Annotated in this window: 19 protein-coding genes; 2 read left to right on the plus strand and 17 right to left on the minus strand. The window is 65.0% G+C overall.

Going from position 1 to position 18,306, the window contains the following annotated elements; all coding sequences use genetic code 11:
• Window positions 1-19: 19 nt before the first annotated feature.
• Entirely contained in the window at window positions 20-1,330 is a 1,311-nt protein-coding gene (mtnK, locus tag DCM80_RS29960) for an S-methyl-5-thioribose kinase (RefSeq protein ID WP_257194976.1), read from the minus strand.
• 116 nt (window positions 1,331-1,446) lie between these two features.
• The gene (locus DCM80_RS29965) at window positions 1,447-2,241 is read right to left on the minus strand and encodes a class I SAM-dependent methyltransferase (RefSeq protein ID WP_306594625.1); all 795 of its coding nucleotides are present in this window, start codon (window positions 2,239-2,241) and stop codon (window positions 1,447-1,449) included.
• Between the two features lie 73 nt (window positions 2,242-2,314).
• Between DCM80_RS29965 and DCM80_RS29970 the strand changes: the two genes are divergently transcribed.
• Complete coding sequence (locus tag DCM80_RS29970; RefSeq protein WP_257194977.1) at window positions 2,315-2,782, plus strand: YidB family protein; 468 nt, start codon at window positions 2,315-2,317, stop codon at window positions 2,780-2,782.
• Window positions 2,783-2,812: 30 nt separating this feature from the next.
• Entirely contained in the window at window positions 2,813-3,076 is a 264-nt protein-coding gene (locus DCM80_RS29975; protein WP_257180018.1) for a GlsB/YeaQ/YmgE family stress response membrane protein, read from the plus strand.
• Window positions 3,077-3,163: 87 nt separating this feature from the next.
• On the opposite strand, the gene DCM80_RS29980 is transcribed toward DCM80_RS29975, so the two are convergent.
• From DCM80_RS29980 to nuoF, 15 genes are all read right to left on the minus strand, one after another.
• The gene (locus DCM80_RS29980; protein ID WP_257194978.1) at window positions 3,164-3,511 is read right to left on the minus strand and encodes a hypothetical protein; all 348 of its coding nucleotides are present in this window, start codon (window positions 3,509-3,511) and stop codon (window positions 3,164-3,166) included.
• Between the two features lie 239 nt (window positions 3,512-3,750).
• Window positions 3,751-4,026 carry a DUF1467 family protein gene (locus DCM80_RS29985; RefSeq protein WP_028136080.1) on the minus strand — a complete coding sequence of 92 codons (276 nt, stop codon included), beginning with the start codon at window positions 4,024-4,026 and terminating at the stop codon, window positions 3,751-3,753.
• A gap of 9 nt (window positions 4,027-4,035) precedes the next feature.
• On the minus strand, window positions 4,036-4,440 hold the full coding sequence (gene mce, locus DCM80_RS29990; protein WP_028136079.1) for a methylmalonyl-CoA epimerase: 405 nt from the start codon (window positions 4,438-4,440) through the stop codon (window positions 4,036-4,038).
• Between the two features lie 88 nt (window positions 4,441-4,528).
• Window positions 4,529-6,199: a ribonuclease J gene (locus DCM80_RS29995; protein ID WP_257198093.1), complete on the minus strand. Its 1,671-nt coding sequence runs from the start codon at window positions 6,197-6,199 to the stop codon at window positions 4,529-4,531.
• Window positions 6,199-7,005, minus strand: a complete 807-nt coding sequence (locus DCM80_RS30000) for a biotin--[acetyl-CoA-carboxylase] ligase (RefSeq protein ID WP_257194979.1) — start codon at window positions 7,003-7,005, stop codon at window positions 6,199-6,201. The genes DCM80_RS29995 and DCM80_RS30000 overlap by 1 nt, the downstream gene beginning before the upstream one ends.
• Before the next feature lies 1 nt (window position 7,006).
• A complete protein-coding gene (gene nuoN, locus DCM80_RS30005; RefSeq protein ID WP_257194980.1) occupies window positions 7,007-8,443 on the minus strand; it encodes an NADH-quinone oxidoreductase subunit NuoN in 1,437 nt (478 codons plus the stop codon).
• A gap of 22 nt (window positions 8,444-8,465) precedes the next feature.
• Window positions 8,466-9,974 carry an NADH-quinone oxidoreductase subunit M gene (locus DCM80_RS30010; protein ID WP_257194981.1) on the minus strand — a complete coding sequence of 503 codons (1,509 nt, stop codon included), beginning with the start codon at window positions 9,972-9,974 and terminating at the stop codon, window positions 8,466-8,468.
• Window positions 9,975-12,074 (minus strand): NADH-quinone oxidoreductase subunit L, encoded by a 2,100-nt coding sequence (gene nuoL / locus DCM80_RS30015; RefSeq protein WP_257194982.1) that lies wholly within the window; start codon window positions 12,072-12,074, stop codon window positions 9,975-9,977.
• An 8-nt stretch (window positions 12,075-12,082) separates the two neighbouring features.
• On the minus strand, window positions 12,083-12,391 hold the full coding sequence (gene nuoK, locus DCM80_RS30020; protein WP_008547737.1) for an NADH-quinone oxidoreductase subunit NuoK: 309 nt from the start codon (window positions 12,389-12,391) through the stop codon (window positions 12,083-12,085).
• Entirely contained in the window at window positions 12,388-13,026 is a 639-nt protein-coding gene (locus DCM80_RS30025) for an NADH-quinone oxidoreductase subunit J (protein ID WP_028136073.1), read from the minus strand. Before DCM80_RS30025 ends, nuoK begins: the two co-directional genes overlap by 4 nt.
• A gap of 9 nt (window positions 13,027-13,035) precedes the next feature.
• Entirely contained in the window at window positions 13,036-13,530 is a 495-nt protein-coding gene (nuoI, locus tag DCM80_RS30030; RefSeq protein WP_191093171.1) for an NADH-quinone oxidoreductase subunit NuoI, read from the minus strand.
• An 8-nt stretch (window positions 13,531-13,538) separates the two neighbouring features.
• Entirely contained in the window at window positions 13,539-14,606 is a 1,068-nt protein-coding gene (nuoH, locus tag DCM80_RS30035; RefSeq protein ID WP_257180028.1) for an NADH-quinone oxidoreductase subunit NuoH, read from the minus strand.
• A gap of 10 nt (window positions 14,607-14,616) precedes the next feature.
• A complete protein-coding gene (gene nuoG / locus DCM80_RS30040; protein ID WP_257194983.1) occupies window positions 14,617-16,692 on the minus strand; it encodes an NADH-quinone oxidoreductase subunit NuoG in 2,076 nt (691 codons plus the stop codon).
• Window positions 16,693-16,705: 13 nt separating this feature from the next.
• Entirely contained in the window at window positions 16,706-16,957 is a 252-nt protein-coding gene (locus DCM80_RS30045) for a hypothetical protein (RefSeq protein ID WP_257194984.1), read from the minus strand.
• Between the two features lie 9 nt (window positions 16,958-16,966).
• Window positions 16,967-18,292, minus strand: coding sequence for an NADH-quinone oxidoreductase subunit NuoF (gene nuoF, locus DCM80_RS30050; RefSeq protein WP_257194985.1), 1,326 nt, complete (start codon window positions 18,290-18,292; stop codon window positions 16,967-16,969).
• Window positions 18,293-18,306: the final 14 nt, after the last annotated feature.

Here is an 18,306-nt window from a genome sequence, read left to right on the forward strand (position 1 = left end):
TTCCCTTTGCGCGGGGTCTTCAGCCTGACAATTCCGGCATCCAATCCCGCAGTTTTCGCGCGGCACCCGTGACGTCCGCGATCGTCCGGAACGTCGGCGTCTCCACCATCATCGTGCGCGCCAGCCGCACCGCGCGCGCTTCGCTGATCGCGCGCGTCTTCGCCGCCTCGATCAGCTCGAAATCGATGTTGTGGGCGAGGCCGAAGATGCGGCGGATGATCTTTGCGGCGGCGAAGCCGATCGTGTCGGCGAACAGGCGTTGCATGTAGGCCTGCCGCTCGGCCTCCAGGCGCGCGGCGCCCTTCTCTCCGGCAAACAGCGAGGCCGGGTAGGCGTCGCCTGCCGCGCCGGCGCGCCAGAGCTCGAGGAATTTGCGGGCGAACTCGCTCCAGACCTGCTCGACCGTCTCCAGGACCCAGGCCTCGAACGCGGCCCGCCCGCCCGGCGCACGCTCGTGGCCGGCGGAGGCGAAATAGGCCATTAGGAGGTTGGCGAGCACGGCGCCGACGTCGAAGCCCATCGGGCCGTAGAATGCGAATTCGGGATCGATCACCCGGGTCTCGCTCTCCGTGACCATCATCGATCCGGTGTGGAGATCGCCGTGCAGCAGCGCTTCCGGGCTTGCCATGAACTTCAGCTTCAGCCGGGAGATCGCGACGTGCAGCTCCATGTCGTCGCGCAGCTCAGCGGCAACGCCATCGAGATACGGCGCGGTCCAGCGGTTCTGCTCGGCGATACGGTAGGGATCGGTGAAGATCAAATCCTCGGTGATCTTGCACAGCGCGTGGTTGCCGGCGAAGGCTGCGATGCCCTCCTTCTTCTCGGCCGCGGACAGCGCGAGATCGGAGGTGAAGAACAGCGTTCGCGCCATGAAGGTGGTGATGTCGCCGACGAAGCCGGGATATCGCGTGCCGGCAACCAGCCCCTTGCGCATGATGATATGGGGCTCGAGCAGCTCCATCACCGTCAGCGCCAGATCCTCGTTGTGATGCAGCAAAGCCGGCACGAGGCCGGGCGCGAGCTGGGCCTGCTTCGACAGCGCCAGATATTCGTAATGGGCCCGCGACAGCGGCAACGGCCAGCTCTCGCCGACGAGGCGGACATAGGGCAGCGCCTGCTTGACGGCGATGCCGCCGCGCGGGCCCTTGACGATGAAGACGAGGTTGAGGTTGCCGTCGCCGACCTCGGTGATGGTCCAGGACGCCGGCTCGCCGCCCAGCCGGGCCGCAACATCGAAGACCTCGGCAATGTAATCCCGCAAATCGGCTTCATGGAGAATTCGATAATCCTGCCGCCGCGGATCGGCCAACGGTCGAGGCGCTGAACTCATGCCGGTCTCCCCCACTATGCCGGCGGGAGCAGCTGTTCACTCCCATGTCAGGATTTGAGCCGGCCTTCTTTTCGGATCATCATAGCCGCAAAGCGCCCTGGCGCCTATCGCCACGATCATTCGACTAAACCGAGCGTCTCGATGCGCTGTGCAAGCCAGATCGTGTGCCCGCCGCAATCGCGATCGTCGGCGACATGCGACACGACGCGGAAGCCGTTCCGGCCCAGGAGCGACCGATATTCGCTGGCATCCAGGCTCGCATGATACAGCGGCTCGCCGCCGAATTGTCCGATGGCCTCCCCGTGCGCGGGACCGCTCGTGAACATCAGCGCCGCATCCGGCGCGGCATGCTCGCGAAAGATCTGGAACATGCGGCGCTGGTCCTCAAAGGACAGATGAAAGAAGCTGTCCCAGGCCAGGATTCCGCAGAAGCGTCGCCCCAACGCAAGCTGGCGCATGTCGCCGACATTCCACTCCTGCTGCGGGAAACGACGTCGGCACTCCGCGATCATCGCCGGGGCGGAATCCACGCCCACGACGGGGTGACCGAGACCGATGAGATATCCGGCGATCGGCATGGCGGAGCCACAGCCCAAATCGAGGACCGGGCCGGCGGGAGGCAGCAGCGCGCGAAAGCGGTCGAGCCAGGCTCGCTCGAACAGGCGGCTCTGGGCGCGCTTCTCGATCCAGTCCGAGGCCTGGCGCTGGTAGAGATCGATGATCCGGTCGGCGGCTTCCGATGACGGCATTTGCGTTCTCGCGCGGCGCTTGGTCCTGAGATCGTCCGGCTCCGCCGGGGTCGAGCTGAGATCGGATTTACTACCTCCTGCCGCGCTGCCCGGCCAGCCCGTCCCGCCCCGTCGTCGGTTCTCACCCTCGCAACAGCGAGACGCTTCGCCGCTAGCGATCATGTGTGATCTCGGGAACTCAGGCGTCTTGAGACAGTTTCGCTCTTCTCGGATCTCGGATCTCAAGGAGACGCCAATGGCGCGCGGAATACCTTCCATGACTGCCCTTCTGGCGATGCTGGCCATCGCTGGCTATCAAAACCGCGACAAGCTGGCCGAACTGCTCAAGGGTTCAGGCGCAGGGTCTGCGGGCGGAGGGCCCGCCGGCGGGAGTGCTCAGGAGCCGCTTGGGGGAATGTTGGGCAATTTGGGCGGCATGCTCGGCGCGGGCGGCATCGGGGGGCTGCTCAATGGAGGAATTGGCGAGCTCCTGGAAAGGTTTAACCAGAATGGACGGGGCGAGGTCGCCGACTCCTGGGTAAAGCCCGGCCCCAACAGGGAGATTGCGCCGCCTGAGCTGAAAACTGCCGTTGGCGCCGACGTGCTCGAGAAGCTCGAACAGCAGACGGGGCTCTCTCAAGACGAGATTCTCGCAAGGCTGTCCCGGGAATTGCCGTCGGCGATCGACAAGTACACACCGGATGGGCGCCTGCCGCAGGCTTGACTGCCGCCGCCTAACTCGAAGAGGTTTGAAATGAGCATTCTCTGGACGATCATCATCGGCTTCGTCGCCGGCGTCATAGCCAAGTTCATCATGCCCGGGGACAACGAGCCGTCCGGCTTCATCCTGACGACCATCCTCGGCATCGTGGGCGCATTCGTTGCGACCTACCTCGGCCAGGCCCTTGGCTGGTATCGCCCCGAAGAAGGAGCAGGATTGATCGGCGCGGTCGTTGGCGCGATCATCGTGCTGCTGGTCTACGGAATGATCGCGGGCCGCCAACGCCGAACGATTTGATGGTCTTGCGCGAAAGTGCGACGAGGCTGCGCACTCGCGTCAAGCGATACGCAGTTCTGCGTCGTGCTCACGCAGGACACCGAACAATTACTCCCGCTCCAGGAAGCTTGAGCCGATCTCGGCCTTTCTCTTGATCGGATCGTAATCACAATAAACGAGATCGGCGACCAGCGTGTAGCTGGCGCTGACGTTGTATTTGTCGAGCTTGACCGAGTTCAGGCCGATCACCGAGGTGCTCTTGCCACCGTTCCATTTGAACGGTGTCGAGCTCTTGGCCTGCTCGCAGGCCATCACCGCTTCGTTGAAGACGTAGCCCTCGACGAACGCCTTCAGCGTTCGCACCTGCACGGCCAGCTTCCACTCGACATAGCCGATGGCGCCGAGGCCGGCGACAATCAGCACCAGCAGCGCAACGACGATGCGTTGAAAAGTCATTTGTGTCCCCCCAAAGCAATCAAACACACGCAAAACTCTAAGCGAGTGGTGAGACGAAACAAGGTCTATCGCGGTGCCGCACCTCTCCCGAAGGGAGAGGTCGGATCGCATCGAAAGATGCGATCCGGGTGAGGGGTTACGGTCTCACCGCCTATTGCGGCCCCTCACCCGGATTGCACTGGACGATGCTTCGCATCGCCAGGAGCAATCCGACCTCTCCCCTTCGGGGAGAGGTGAAGTTAGAACGGCATGCCCATCAGCTTCGACAGGCGCTCGATCGAGAGATAGCCGGCGTTATAGGCGAGCATGCCGAGGCCGTAGATGATGGCCGAGATGATCGTGGTCCAGATCAGCTTGCGGCCCATCCGGGTCAGGATCGGGGCGCCGGGATCGGTGCCGGGCGCGCCGACGCCGTCCTCGTGCTGGCTGCGCACGCCGAACGGCAGCGTCACGAACAGCGCGACCCACCAGATGACGAAGTAGATCGCGATCGCGGTCGATATCTGGATGGCCATGGGACGGGCTTATGCCTGCTCGATTTCGACCAACGCGCCAGAAAAGTCCTTCGGATGCAGGAACAGCACCGGCTTGCCATGGGCGCCGATCTTCGGCACGCCGTCACCGAGCACCCTGGCCCCCTCCTTCACCAGCGTGTCGCGCGAGGCGATGATGTCGACCACCTCGTAGCAGACGTGGTGGATGCCGCCGTCGGGGTTGCGCTCGACGAATTTCGCGATCGGCGAGGCCTCCCCTAGCGGCTCGATGAACTCGATCTTGGTGTTGGGCAGCGTCGCGAATACGGTGATGACACCGTGCTCGGGCAGCGGCACGGCGTCCGAGATCTGAGCGCCGAACGCGGCGCCGTAGATCCTGGCCGCCTTGACGGCATCCTTGGTCGCGATCGCGACATGGTTGAGCCGGCCCAGCATGGTTCTCTCCCCTTAAGGCATGATCCGGACCCGAAGGGCCGCGTTAGCGCAAAGTGTGAAGCGGTTTTCCGAAAAGATCATGCCAAAATTAGACTGTCAGTACGTGTACCAGACAGGGGGGCTTCTTGCCCCAATGTTCGTTGATGACGGCCCGGACGGCGCGTCGCACCGACTCGGCCAGCGCATCCGCATCGCGGCGGCGCGCCTTCGGCAGGCCCTCGATGGTCGACATCACGGCGTCGAACACGATGTCGTCGAACGGCTCGCCCGCCCGGTTCTTGTCGGGGATTCCGACCAGGTCGACCTCGGGATCGTCGGCGAGCTCCCCCTGCTCGGTCATGGCAATGGCGACGAAGGCGCAGCCGGAGAAGGCCATGCGCCGCCGCTCGACCACGGCGCGGGACTTGGAATCCTCCAAGATCGTGCCGTCCTTGTAGAGACGCCCCGACGGCACCTCGCCGACGATGCCGGGATCGCCGGGGCCGAGCTTGACGAGGTCGCCGTTGCGGCAGACCAGCACGCGCGGCACGCCGGCGGCCCGCGCCAGCTTGGCGTGCTCGTGCAGATGCAGGGCCTCGCCATGGACGGGGATCAGGAGCTGCGGCCTGGTCCAGGCGATCAGGTCGCGCAATTCGTCACGGCGGGGATGGCCGGAGACGTGGACCAGCGCGTCGCGGTCGGTGATGATCTCGACGCCCTGCAGCACCAGATTGTTGACGATCGAGCTGACGGCCTTCTCGTTGCCGGGAATGGTGCGCGAGGAGAAGATGACGCTGTCGCCGCGGTTGAGCGTGATCTCGGGATGGTCGTCATTGGCGATGCGCGCCAGCGCGGCGCGCGGCTCGCCCTGGCTGCCGGTGCACAGCGCCAGCACCTTGTCCTGCGGCAGATGGCCGTAAACCTCGGGCGAGCGGAAATTCTGCACGCCGTCGAGATAGCCGGTCTCGCGCGCGACCTGCACCACGCGCTCCATGGCGCGGCCGACCACGACGACCTCGCGGTCCGCGGCCTTGGCGGCGGCGGCCACCGCCTTGATGCGCGCGACGTTGGAGGCGAAGGTCGTCACGGCGACGCGGCCCTTGGCAGCCTTCACGAGGTCGATGATGGTCCGGGCGACCTCGGCTTCCGAGGGTGAGCGCCCGTCGCGCACCGCGTTGGTGGAATCGCCGATCAAGGCGAGCAGGCCCTCTTCGCCGAGCTCGCGCAGCCGCTTCTCGTCGGTGGGAGCCCCGAGCGTCGGGGTCGGATCGATCTTCCAGTCGCCGGTGTGCAGCACCGTGCCGGCCGAGGTGTGGATCGCCAGCGCGTGCGCCTCGGGAATCGAATGGGCGACGGGGATGAATTCGACGTTGAACGGTCCGACATCGACGCGGCCGCCCGACGGCACCACCGTCACCGGGATCTTCGGCGCGTTGCGCTCGGCGGCGCATTTGGCCTCGAACAGCGCGGCGCTGAACTGCGTCGCATAGATCGGGCATTTCAGCTTCGGCCAGAGGTCGATGATGGCGCCGAAATGGTCCTCATGGGCGTGGGTCAGCACCAGGCCCATCAGGTTCTTGCGTTCCTTCTCCAGGAAGGAGATGTCCGGCATGATCAGGTCGATGCCCGGCAGATGCTCCTCGTCGCCGAAGGAGACGCCGAGATCGACCGCCATCCAGGCGCGCTGCTGGCGGCTGCCGAGGCCGTAGATCGACAGGTTCATGCCGATCTCGCCGACACCGCCGAGCGGCGCAAAGACCAGTTCCTCGGGCTTCGCCATCATGCAGCTCCCACCGAGCGGACCGGACCGAAGAACACCTCGCCTGCCGCCACCGGCACGCGGCGGCCCTCCGCAGTTCGGACGATCAGGCAGCCGGTATCATCGATGGTGTCAAAAATGCCTTCCAGCGTCACCGTCCCCGTGTGGATCGAGACCTTCTCGCCGAGGCCGGCAGCGCGCTCCAGCCACAGCTTGCGGATCTCGGCAAAGCCGCTTCCATTGTCCCAGATGCCGCGGAACTCGACCCAGGCGTCAGACAAGGCCGAGAACAGCTCCTCCGCACTGATCTGGACGCCGAGCGCGGCCAGCGACACCGCGGGCGTCGGGGTGCCCTCGGGCGCCGCGACGACATTGGTGCCGATGCCGACGACGATGGCGAGGCGGTCGCCGACGGCCTCGGCCTCCAGGCCGATGCCGACCAGCTTCTTGCCGTTGGCCAGCACGTCATTGGGCCATTTCAGCGCGTAGCGAGGACGGCTCTCGCCGAGCCGGAGCGCGGCCTCGAGGCTGACCTTTTCCAGGGCGGCCTCCTCGGCCAGCCCGGCGGCAAAGCCGATGGTGGCGGCAATTGCCGGCGCGACGTCCAGGACTTCGAGGACGCTGGCGGCGAGATTGCCGCGCGGCGCGATCCAGGGCCGCTGACGGCGGCCGCGGCCGGCGGTCTGCTCGGACGTGACGAGCCACATCGGGCCGCGTTCGCCGGCCCTGGCGCGCTCGATCGCCTCGGTGTTGGTCGAGCCGGTCCGCTCGAACGCCGCGAGCTTGTAGCCCGCGGATGAGGCGCGAGGACCGAGCGCGAAAGCCATCCTAAAACAGCGACTTTGCCGCGGCGGAGGCGACGCTCACCACGGGGCCAGCGAACAGGGCGAACAGGATGTTGAACAGGCCCGCGACCGCCAGCACCGTCTTCACCTCGACGCGGACCGGATCGACCTGTCCGGCCGGCTCGTCGAAATACATCGTCTTGACGATGGCGAGATAATAGTAGGCGCCGACCACGCTGGTCAGCACGCCGACGACGGCGAGCGTGAACAAGTTCGCCTTGATGGCGGCGACGAAGACGTACCATTTGGCGAAGAAGCCGGCGAGCGGCGGAATGCCGGCGAGCGAGAACAGCAGCATCGCGAACATGAAGGCGAGCAGCGGATTGGTCCGCGACAGGCCGGCGAAATCGCTGATCTGCTCGACGGCCTGGCCGTTGCGGCGCATGGCGAGGATGATCGAGAACGAGCCCAGCGTCATCGCGACATAGATCACGATGTACATCAGGACGCCCTGCGCGCCCTCGACCGTGCCGGAGGCAAGGCCGACCAGGGCGAAGCCCATGTGGCCGATCGAAGAATAGGCCATCAGGCGCTTGATGTTGGTCTGGCCGATCGCGGCGAAGGAGCCCAGCGCCATCGAGGCGATCGAGACGAACACCAGGATCTGCTGCCACTGCGAGACGATGCCCGGGAAAGCGGTCAGCGTGACGCGGGTGAACACGGCGAGCGCGGCGACCTTCGGCGCCGAGGCGAAGAAGGCGGTGACCGGGGTCGGCGCGCCCTCGTAAACGTCGGGCGTCCACATGTGGAACGGCACCGCCGAGACCTTGAAGCAGAGGCCGACCAGCAGGAAGACGAGACCGAACACCAGCCCGACATTCGAGACCGTCGCGGCCGCGGCGATGCCGGTGAAGCTGACCGTGCCGGTGAAGCCGTAGACCAGCGAGGCACCGTACAGCAGCATGCCCGAGGACAGCGCGCCGAGCACGAAGTACTTCAGGCCGGCTTCGGTCGACTTGGCGTTGTCGCGGTTGGAGGCCGCCACGACATAGAGCGCCAGCGACATCAATTCGAGGCCGAGATAGAGCGAGATCAGGTCGCCGGCCGAGATCAGCACCATCATGCCGACCGTCGAGAGCAGCACCAGGATGGAATATTCGAAGATGCGGCGCGACGGGTCGGACAGGAACTCGGTCGACAGGATCAGCGTCACCGCCGAACCGATCAAGGCCAGGATCTTCATGAAGCGGGCGAAATCGTCGACGATGAAGCTGCCGCCGAAGGTCACATGCTTGCCGGCGGGCAGCATGTATTCGAGCACGCCGACCACGACCAGGAGCACGACCGCCAGGGAGGTGATCGCACCGGTCGTCCCCTGCCCGCGATAGGCGCCCAGCATCAGCAGAGCCATGGCGCCGATCGCGAGCACGATCTCGGGCAGCACCGGCGCCAGTTGATAACCTGCAGTCTCGAAGCTCATGGCGATATCCTGACCTGCCCGATCAATGGAGCAGTGCGGCGGCCTTCACGGCCGTCACGGCGTTGTTGTAATTGTTGACGAGTTGCTGGACCGACGCGGCCGACATGTCGAGCACCGGCTTCGGATAGACGCCGAACAGGATCGTCAGCGCGATCATCGGGAACAGGATCACGCACTCGCGCAAGGTGAGATCCTTCATGCTCGCCAGCGACGGCTTGGTCAGCGCGCCGAACACGACCTTGCGGTAGAGCCACAGCGCATAGGCCGCCGAGAGGATCACGCCGAAGCTGGCGAAGAACGCCGTCGGGATCGAGACCTTGAAGGTGCCGAGCAGCGTCATGAACTCGCCGACGAAGCCGCTGGTGCCGGGCAGGCCGACATTGGCCATGGTGAAGACCATGAAGGTCATCGCGTAGAGCGGCATCCGGTTGACGAGGCCGCCATAGGCCGCGATCTCGCGGGTGTGCAGGCGGTCGTAGACGACGCCGACGCAGAGGAACAGCGCGCCGGAGACGATGCCGTGCGAGATCATCTGGAACACGCCGCCGGCGACGCCCTGCATGGTGCCGGCGAAGATGCCCATGGTGACAAAGCCCATATGCGCCACCGAGGAGTATGCGATCAGCTTCTTCATGTCCTCCTGCATCAAGGCCACAAGCGAGGTGTAGATGATGGCGATGGCAGAGAGCGTGAAGATCAGCGGCGCGAAGTCGTGCGAGGCCAGTGGGAACATCGGCAGCGAGAAGCGCAGGAAGCCGTAGCCGCCCATCTTCAGCAGGATCGCGGCCAGCACCACCGAGCCCGCGGTCGGCGCTTCGACGTGCGCGTCGGGCAGCCAGGTGTGCACCGGCCACATCGGCATCTTCACCGCGAAGGAGGCGAAGAAGGCGAGCCAAGCCCAAGTCTGCAAGTTCCGCGGCACGGCGGTGTGCATCAGGGTCGGGATGTCGGTGGTGCCGCCGTTCCAGTACAGCGCCATGATGGCGAGGAGCATCAGGACCGAGCCGAGCAGCGTGTAGAGGAAGAACTTGAACGACGCGTAGACCCGGCGCGGGCCGCCCCAGACGCCGATGATCAGGAACATCGGGATCAGGCCGCCCTCGAAGAACAGGTAGAACAGCACGAGATCGAGCGCCGAGAAGGTGCCGATCATCAGCGTTTCCAGGATCAGAAACGCCATCATGTATTCGCGGACGCGGTTGTTGATCGCCTTCCAGCTCGCGATGATGCAGAACGGCATCACGGCGGTGGTGAGGATCACCAGCGGCAGCGAGATGCCGTCGACGCCCATGTGGTAGGTGATGCCGGTGGCGAGCCAGTTCGCCTTCTCGACGAACTGGAAGTCGGGATTGGCGGGGTCGAAGCGCATGACCAGGATCACCGACACCGCGAAGGTGATCAGCGTGGTCCAGAGCGCGATCCAGCGCGAATTGCGCTTGGCCGCCTCGTCGTCGCCGCGGCTGAGATAGACGATCAGCGCGCCGACCAGCGGCAGGAACGTCGTGACCGAAAGGATGGGCCAGGTCGTCATTTACTGGCCTCCAAAGCCGAACATGAACCAGGTGATCAGGCCGGCGGCGCCGATCAGCATGGCGAACGCGTAGTGATAGAGATAGCCGGTCTGGATCTTCACGACGTTGCGGGTGACATCCAGCACGCGGGCCGAGACCCCGTCGGGACCGAAGCCGTCGATGACGAAGCCGTCGCCCTTCTTCCAGAGCTGGTAGCCGAGCCACTTCGCCGGACGGACGAAGATGATGTCGTAGAGCTCGTCGAAATACCATTTGTTGAGCAGGAACTGGTACAGCATCGGCTGCGTGTTCGCGAGCTCGACCGGCAGATAGGGCCGGCGGATGTAGAACAGGTACGAGACCAGGAAGCCCAGCACCATCATCACCGTCGGCAGGAAGGCGATGGTCTGCGGGATGTGGTGCATCTCCTCGATGATGTGCGGGTTCATCTTCACGGACTCGCGGAAGAACTCCTCGACGCCGTGACCGGCGAACAGCTCCTTGAACGGGAACCCGGCGACGAACGAGCCGACCGCGAGCACGCCGATCGGGACCAGGATCCAGAGCGGAGCTTCATGCGCGGCCTCGTAATGATGCTCGTCATGCGGCTCGCCGTGGAAGGTCTTGAAGATCAGGCGCCAGGAGTAGAACGAGGTCAGGCCGGCGGCGACGATCGTCATCAGGAAGCCGTACATCCCGAACGGATTGTGCGAGGCGTAGGCCGCTTCGATGATGGCATCCTTGGAGAAGTAGCCGGCGGTGAGCGGGAAGCCGGTCAGCGCCAGGGTGCCGACCACCATCACCGCGTAGGTGTAGGGGATCTTCTTCCAGAGGCCGCCCATGTTGCGGATGTCCTGCTCGTGGTGCATCGCGTAGATCACCGAGCCGGAGCCTAGGAACAGCAGCGCCTTGAAGAAGGCGTGCGTGAACAGGTGGAACATGCCGACCGAATAGGCCCCTGCTCCCATCGCCACGAACATGTAGCCGAGCTGCGAGCAGGTCGAGTAGGCGACGATGCGCTTGATGTCGTTCTGGACGAGGCCGATCGTGGCCGCGAAGAACGCCGTGGTGGCACCGAAGAACATCACGACGGCCTGCGCGGTCGGGGCGAGCTCGAACAGCGGCGACAGGCGCGCCACCATGAACACGCCGGCGGTGACCATGGTCGCGGCATGGATCAGCGCCGACACGGGGGTCGGGCCTTCCATCGCGTCCGGCAACCAGGTGTGCAGCAGGAACTGCGCCGACTTGCCCATCGCGCCCATGAACAGCAGCAGGCAGGTCAGGGTCAGCGCGTCGGCGTGCCAGCCGAGGAAGTTGATGGTCTTGCCGGTGAGGCCGGGTGCGGCATGGAAGATCGTCTCGAAATCGGTCGAGCCGACCAACATGAAGACCGCGAAGATGCCGAGCGCGAAGCCGAAGTCGCCGACGCGGTTGACGACGAAAGCCTTGATGGCGGCCGCGTTTGCCGACGGCTTCTGGTACCAGAAGCCGATCAAGAGGTAGCTGGCGAGACCGACGCCTTCCCAGCCGAAGAACAGCTGCACGAGGTTGTCCGCGGTCACCAGCATCAGCATCGCGAAGGTGAACAGGCTGAGATAGCCGAAGAAACGCGGCCGATTCGGGTCCTCGTCCATGTAGCCGATGGAATAGAGGTGCACGAGCGAGGACACTGTGGTCACCACCACCAGCATCACGGCAGTGAGCGTGTCGACCCGCAGCGTCCACCAGACCTGGAGATCGCCGGAGAAGATCCAGGGCAGCAGCTGGATGCGGGCGTCATGGTGCATGAAGCCGACATCGACCAGCGTCATCCAGGACAGCGCCGCCGAGACGAACAGCAGCGCAGTCGTGATCAGCTCGGCAGCGCGCGAGCCGGCGGCCGGCGGCTCGGCCGGGCCGTGAGCGTGGTCGTCGTGGCCATGGTCGTCATGGCCATGGGCGCCATGGCCATGGGCGTCATGGGCCGTCGAGGCGTGAGCGTCGCCGTGGCCATGTCCGTGGTCGCCGTGATGATCGAGCTCGTCACCCGAGGGGTTGCGGGCATGCGCGCCGACGAGCGCGATCAGGCCGGCCAGAATGGCGCCCAAGAGAGGCAGGAAAACGATTGCCTGAACCATTTGAGAGCTCAGCCCTTCATCAGATTGACGTCCTCAACCGCGATCGAGCCGCGGTTGCGGAAATAGACCACCAGGATGGCAAGACCGATCGCAGCTTCAGCCGCCGCGACGGTGAGCACCAGCAGCGCGAAGACCTGGCCGACGATGTCGCCGAGGAAGGTCGAGAATGCCACGAGGTTAATGTTGACCGAGAGCAGGATCAGCTCGATCGACATCAGGATGACGATGATGTTCTTGCGGTTCAGGAAGATGCCGAGGATGCCGAGCGTGAACAGGATCGCGCCGACCGCCAGATAATGTCCGAGCCCGATCGTCATTTCACCCACTCCGCCGCATCGGCATCCGAGAGCCCCTGCCCCGGCGCCACCTTGCGCATCGCCATCGCCATCTCGGGCGTGCGCGCGTTCTGAACGTTGATGTCCTGCCGCTTCACGCTCGCCTTGTGGCGCAGCGTCAGCACGATGGCGCCGATCATGGCGACCAGCAGCACCATGCCCGAGAGCTGGAAGTAGTGGATGTACTTCGTATAGAGCACGAGCCCGAGCGCCTCGGTGTTGGAGACGTTGGCCGGGATCGCCGCCGTGATCGTCTTGGAGACGCCGGGATTGATAACCCAGAAGCCGACGGTGAGCAGCAGCTCGAACAGGAAGATGCCGCCGATCACGAGGCCTACCGGCAGGTACTCGATGAAGCCCTCGCGCAACTCGAGGAAGTCGACGTCGAGCATCATGATCACGAACAGGAACAGCACCGCGACCGCGCCGACATAGACGACGATCAGCATCATGCCGAGGAATTCGGCGCCCATCAGCACGAACAGGCCGGAGGCGTTGACGAAGGCCAGGATCAGGTACAGCACGGAGTGCACAGGATTGCGCGAGACAATCACCATCACCGCCGAGGCGACGCAGATTCCGGCGAAGAGATAGAAGAACAGCGCGGGAAGGATCATGCCCTCACCTCACCGGTACGGCGCGTCGAGCTCGATCGCTTTCGCGATCTCGCGTTCCCAGCGGTCGCCGTTGGCGAGCAGCTTGGCCTTGTCATAGAACAGTTCCTCGCGGGTCTCGGTCGCGAACTCGAAGTTCGGGCCTTCGACGATGGCGTCAACAGGACAGGCCTCCTGGCAGAGGCCGCAATAGATGCACTTCACCATGTCGATGTCATAGCGCACCGTGCGGCGGGTGCCGTCATTGCGGCGCGGGCCGGCCTCGATGGTGATCGCCTGCGCCGGGCAGACCGCCTCGCACAGCTTGCAGGCGATGCAGCGCTCTTCGCCGTTCGGATAGCGGCGCAGCGCGTGCTCGCCGCGGAAGCGCGGTGAGATCGGGCCTTTCTCGAACGGATAGTTCAGGGTCGGCTTCGGCTGGAAGAAATAGCGCATGGCGAGGAAGAACGCCGAGACGAATTCCGACAGCAGAAGCGAGCGTGCAGTGGCGTTGACGTTGATACCCATGACGGCCCTCACTTCGGCGCGATGCCGGCGAAATGCAGCACCCCGGCCACCACGATCACCATCACCAGCGACAGCGGCAGGAACACCTTCCAGCCGAGGCGCATCAATTGATCGTAGCGGTAGCGGGGCACGATCGCCTTCGCCATCGCGAACAGGAAGAACATGAAGAACAGTTTCAGCGAGAACCAGATGATCCCCGGCACCCAGTTGAAGGGCGGCAGGTCGACCGGCGGCAGCCAGCCTCCGAGGAACAGGATCGTCGCCAGCGCGCACATCGTGACGATCGCGACATACTCGCCGAGCATGAACAGCAGGTACGGCGTCGAGCCGTATTCGACCATGAAGCCGGCGACGAGCTCGGATTCGGCTTCGACGAGGTCGAAGGGCGGACGGTTGGTTTCCGCCAGCGCCGAGACGTAGAACACCACGAACATCGGGAACAGCGGCCAGACGTACCAGTTCAGGATGGTGAGCTGCGGCAGCCCGATCAGGCTGGCGAGACCGCGCGCGTGCTGGGCCTCGACCACGCCGGTGAGGTTCAGCGTGCCGGCGCAGAGCAGCACCGTGATGATGACGAAGCCGATCGAGACTTCGTACGAGACCATCTGCGCAGCCGAGCGCAGCGCGGCCAGGAACGGATATTTCGAGTTCGACGACCAGCCGGCCATGATGATGCCGTAGATCGACAGCGACGAGATCGCGAAGATGAAGAGGATGCCGACATTGATGTCGGCGATCACCCAGCCGAGATTGGTCGGAATCACGGCCCAGGCGGCGAGCGCGAGCACGCATGAGACCAGCGGCGCCAGCAGGAACACGCCCTTGTTGGCGCCGGCCGGGATGATTGGCTCCTTCAGCACGAACTTCAAGAGGTCGGCGAAGGATTGCAGCAGGCCCCAGGGGCCGACCACGTTCGGGCCGCGCCGGATCTGCACCGCCGCCCAGATCTTGCGGTCAGCGAGCAGGATGTAGGCGATCGCCACCAGCAGGACGACGAGCACGAGCACGCTCTGCGCGACCATGATGATCAGCGGCCAGAGGAAACCGGTCCAGAATGCGCTTTCGAAGAATTCCATCAGATCACGCTCACTCCGCTGCGGTCAGCATGTGCCCGGAGGCGAGGCGCGAGCATTCCGCCATCACGGCGGACGCACGCGCGATTGGGTTGGTCAAATAGAAGTCCTCGACCAGCGGCTTGAATGGCGCCTTCTCGGGCGAGCCGCCCTTCCCCGCCAGCTTCTTGACCTGGTCGGCTGAGCCGGCCTCGATCTGGTCGAGACGGATCAGGTGCGGCACGGCCTTGAAGATCGCCTGGCGCAGCTGCGCGAGCGAGTCGTAGCCGAGCTTCTTGCCGAGCGCCTCGGACAATGCGCGGACGATCGCCCAGTCCTCGCGGGCTTCGCCCGGCGGGAACGCGGCGCGGCCCGTCATCTGCACGCGGCCCTCGGTGTTGACATAGATCGCGGACTTCTCGGTGTAGGCGGCCGCCGGCAGGATCACGTCGGCGCGGTGCGCGCCGCGGTCGCCATGGGTACCGATGTAGACGACGAAGGTGCCATCAGGCGCGTTGATCTCGTCGGCCCCCAGCAGGAACAGCAGGTCGAGCGTGCCGAAGGTCGTCATCTGCGCGGCGTTCAGGCCGCCGCCGGTTGCGGAGAAGCCGATGTCGAGCGCGCCGACGCGCGAGGCGGTCTCATGCAGCACGCCGAAGCCGTTCCAGCCGTCCTTGAACGCGCCGACGTCGAGCGCGAGCTTGGCAGCGGCGGCGAGGATGGCGGCGCCGTCGTGGCGCGAGGTGGCGCCTCCGCCGACCAGGATGATCGGATTCTTGGCGTTCTTCAGCACGTCCATGAAGGAGTGCTTGCCGGCCGCAAGCTCACCGAGCGTCTCGGTGCCCGCGCCGAGGTGATCGTAGTCGTAAGTGAGATCGACTTTGGAGCCGATCACGCCGACCTGGAAGCCGCCGGCGCGCCAGCGCTTGCGGATGCGGGCGTTGAACACGGCCGCTTCCTTCCGCGGATTGGCGCCGATGATGAGCAGCGCATCCGCCTGCTCCACGCCCGCCAGCGTCGGGTTGAAGATATAGGAGCCGCGGCCGAGCGCGGGATCGAAGGCATCGCCGCCCTGCACCGCCAGATTGCCGGAGCCGAACTTCGCGAGCAGGTCCTTCAGCGCGAACATCTCCTCGACACCGGCGAGGTCGCCGGCGATCGCGCCGATGCGTTTGCCGTCGGTGCGCGCCGCCTTGGCGGCGATCGCGGCAAAGGCTTCCTGCCAGCTCGCCGCGCGCAGCTTGCCGGCCTCACGGACATAGGGACGGTCGAGCCGCTGCGTGCGCAGTCCGTCGACGACATGGCGGGTCTTGTCCGAGATCCACTCCTCGTTCACGGCCTCGTTGATGCGCGGCAGGATGCGCATCACCTCGCGGCCGCGGGTGTCGACGCGGATCGCAGAGCCCACGCCGTCCATCACGTCGATCGACTGGGTCTTGCCGAGCTCCCACGGACGCGCCGCGAAGGCATAGGGCTTCGAGGTCAAGGCGCCGACCGGGCAGATGTCGACCAGGTTGCCCTGCAACTCCGAGGTCAGGGCGTGCTCGAGATAGGTCGTGATCTCCATGTCCTCGCCGCGGCCGGTGGCACCCATCTCGGGAGCACCGGCGACTTCCGCCGAGAAGCGGACGCAGCGCGTGCACTGGATGCAGCGATTCATCGAGGTCTTGACCAGCGCACCCAGATATTTGTCCTCGACCGCGCGCTTGTTCTCGGCGAAGCGGCTGGTGTCGACGCCATAGCCCATCGCCTGATCCTGGAGGTCGCACTCGCCGCCCTGGTCGCAGATCGGGCAGTCCAGCGGATGGTTGATCAGCAGAAACTCCATCACGCCTTCGCGTGCCTTCTTCACCATCGGCGAACGCGTCGAAATCTCCGGCGGCTCACCCTTGGGGCCCGGACGACAATCGCGCACGCCCCAGGCGCAGCTCGCGACCGGCTTCGGACCGCCCTTCACCTCGACGAGGCACATCCGGCAATTGCCGGCGATCGACAGCCGCTCGTGATAGCAGAAGCGCGGAATCTCGGCGCCGGCCGCCTCGCACGCCTGAAGCAGCGTGTACTCCGGCGGGACATCGATCTCTTTGCCGTCGATGATGAGCTTGGTCATACGTCAGTCTTTCTCAGTGCGGCAGTTCGACGAGATCGAGGCGGCGCTCAATGCGATCGAGGCGAGCTTCGACACGATCAATTCGCCGATTGATCCCGGCGACCGCAATGTCGACCTGGGCGAGCCTCAGATCGACATGTCCCATTCTCTCTTCCATGTTCGTGACACGCGTTTTGATGTCGCTGACGTCAGCCGCCATGCGATCGAATTTCTCGTCCAGGCGACGAAGATATACGAGCACGATATTGTCCGGCTGTTCCGCCATCGCCCTCTCCTACTCCGCCGCGACCATGTTCACGGGATCGCGGACGCCGATATCGTCGATGTCGGCCCTGTGCGAATATTGGTCGATGCGCGCTTCGATCTCGTGACGGAAATGCGCGATCAGGCCCTGGATCGGCCACGCCGCCGCATCGCCCAGCGCGCAGATGGTGTGGCCTTCGACCTGCTTGGTCACCTCGAGCAGCATGTCGATCTCGCGCTTGTGGGCGCGGCCCTCGGCCATGCGGGTCAAGACGCGCCACATCCACCCCGTGCCCTCGCGGCACGGCGTGCACTGGCCGCAGCTTTCGTGCTTGTAGAAATAGGAGATGCGGGCGATGGCGCGAATCAGATCGGTCGACTTGTCCATCACGATCACGGCCGCGGTGCCGAGGCCCGAGCGCAGCTTGCTCAAGGAGTCGAAATCCATCGGCGTGTCGATGATCTGCTCGGCCGGCACCATGCGCACCGACGAGCCGCCGGGGATCACCGCCTTGAGATTGTCCCAGCCGCCGCGGATGCCGCCGCAATGCTTCTCGATCAGCTCACGGAACGGAATGCCCATGGCCTCTTCGACGTTGCAGGGCCGCTCGACATGGCCGGAGATGCAGAACAGCTTGGTGCCGACATTGTTCGGGCGGCCGATGCCGGCGAACCAGGCCGCGCCGCGGCGCAGGATGTCCGGCGCAACCGCGATGGACTCGACGTTGTTGACGGTGGTCGGGCAGCCGAACAGGCCCACATTGGCCGGGAACGGCGGCTTCAGGCGCGGCTGGCCCTTCTTGCCTTCGAGGCTTTCGAGCAGCGCGGTCTCCTCGCCGCAGATATAGGCGCCGGCGCCGTGGGCAACGTAGATGTCGAACGGCCAGCCGTTGACGTTGTCCTTGCCGACCAGCTTGGCCTCATAGGCCTGGTCGATCGCCGCCTGAAGATGCTCGCGCTCGCGGATGAACTCGCCGCGGACGTAGATGTAGCAGGCATGCGCGTTCATCGCGCAGCTCGCGATCAGGCAGCCCTCGATGAGAAGATGCGGATCGTGCCGCATGATCTCGCGATCCTTGCAGGTGCCGGGCTCGGACTCGTCGGCGTTGACGACGAGATAGCTGGGACGACCGTCGGTGGATTCCTTCGGCATGAAGGACCATTTCAGGCCGGTCGGGAAGCCGGCGCCGCCGCGGCCGCGCAGCCCCGAGGCCTTCATCTCGTTGATGATCCAGTCGCGGCCCTTTTCGATGATGGCCTTGGTGCCATCCCAGGCGCCCCGGCGCCGCGCGCCCTCGAGCCCCCAATCGTGGAGGCCGTAGAGGTTCTTGAAGATGCGGTCCTTGTCCTCGAGCATGTCAGTGCTTTCCG

This window comes from Bradyrhizobium sp. WBOS08, from assembly GCF_024585125.1.
Taxonomy (GTDB): domain Bacteria; phylum Pseudomonadota; class Alphaproteobacteria; order Rhizobiales; family Xanthobacteraceae; genus Bradyrhizobium; species Bradyrhizobium japonicum_B.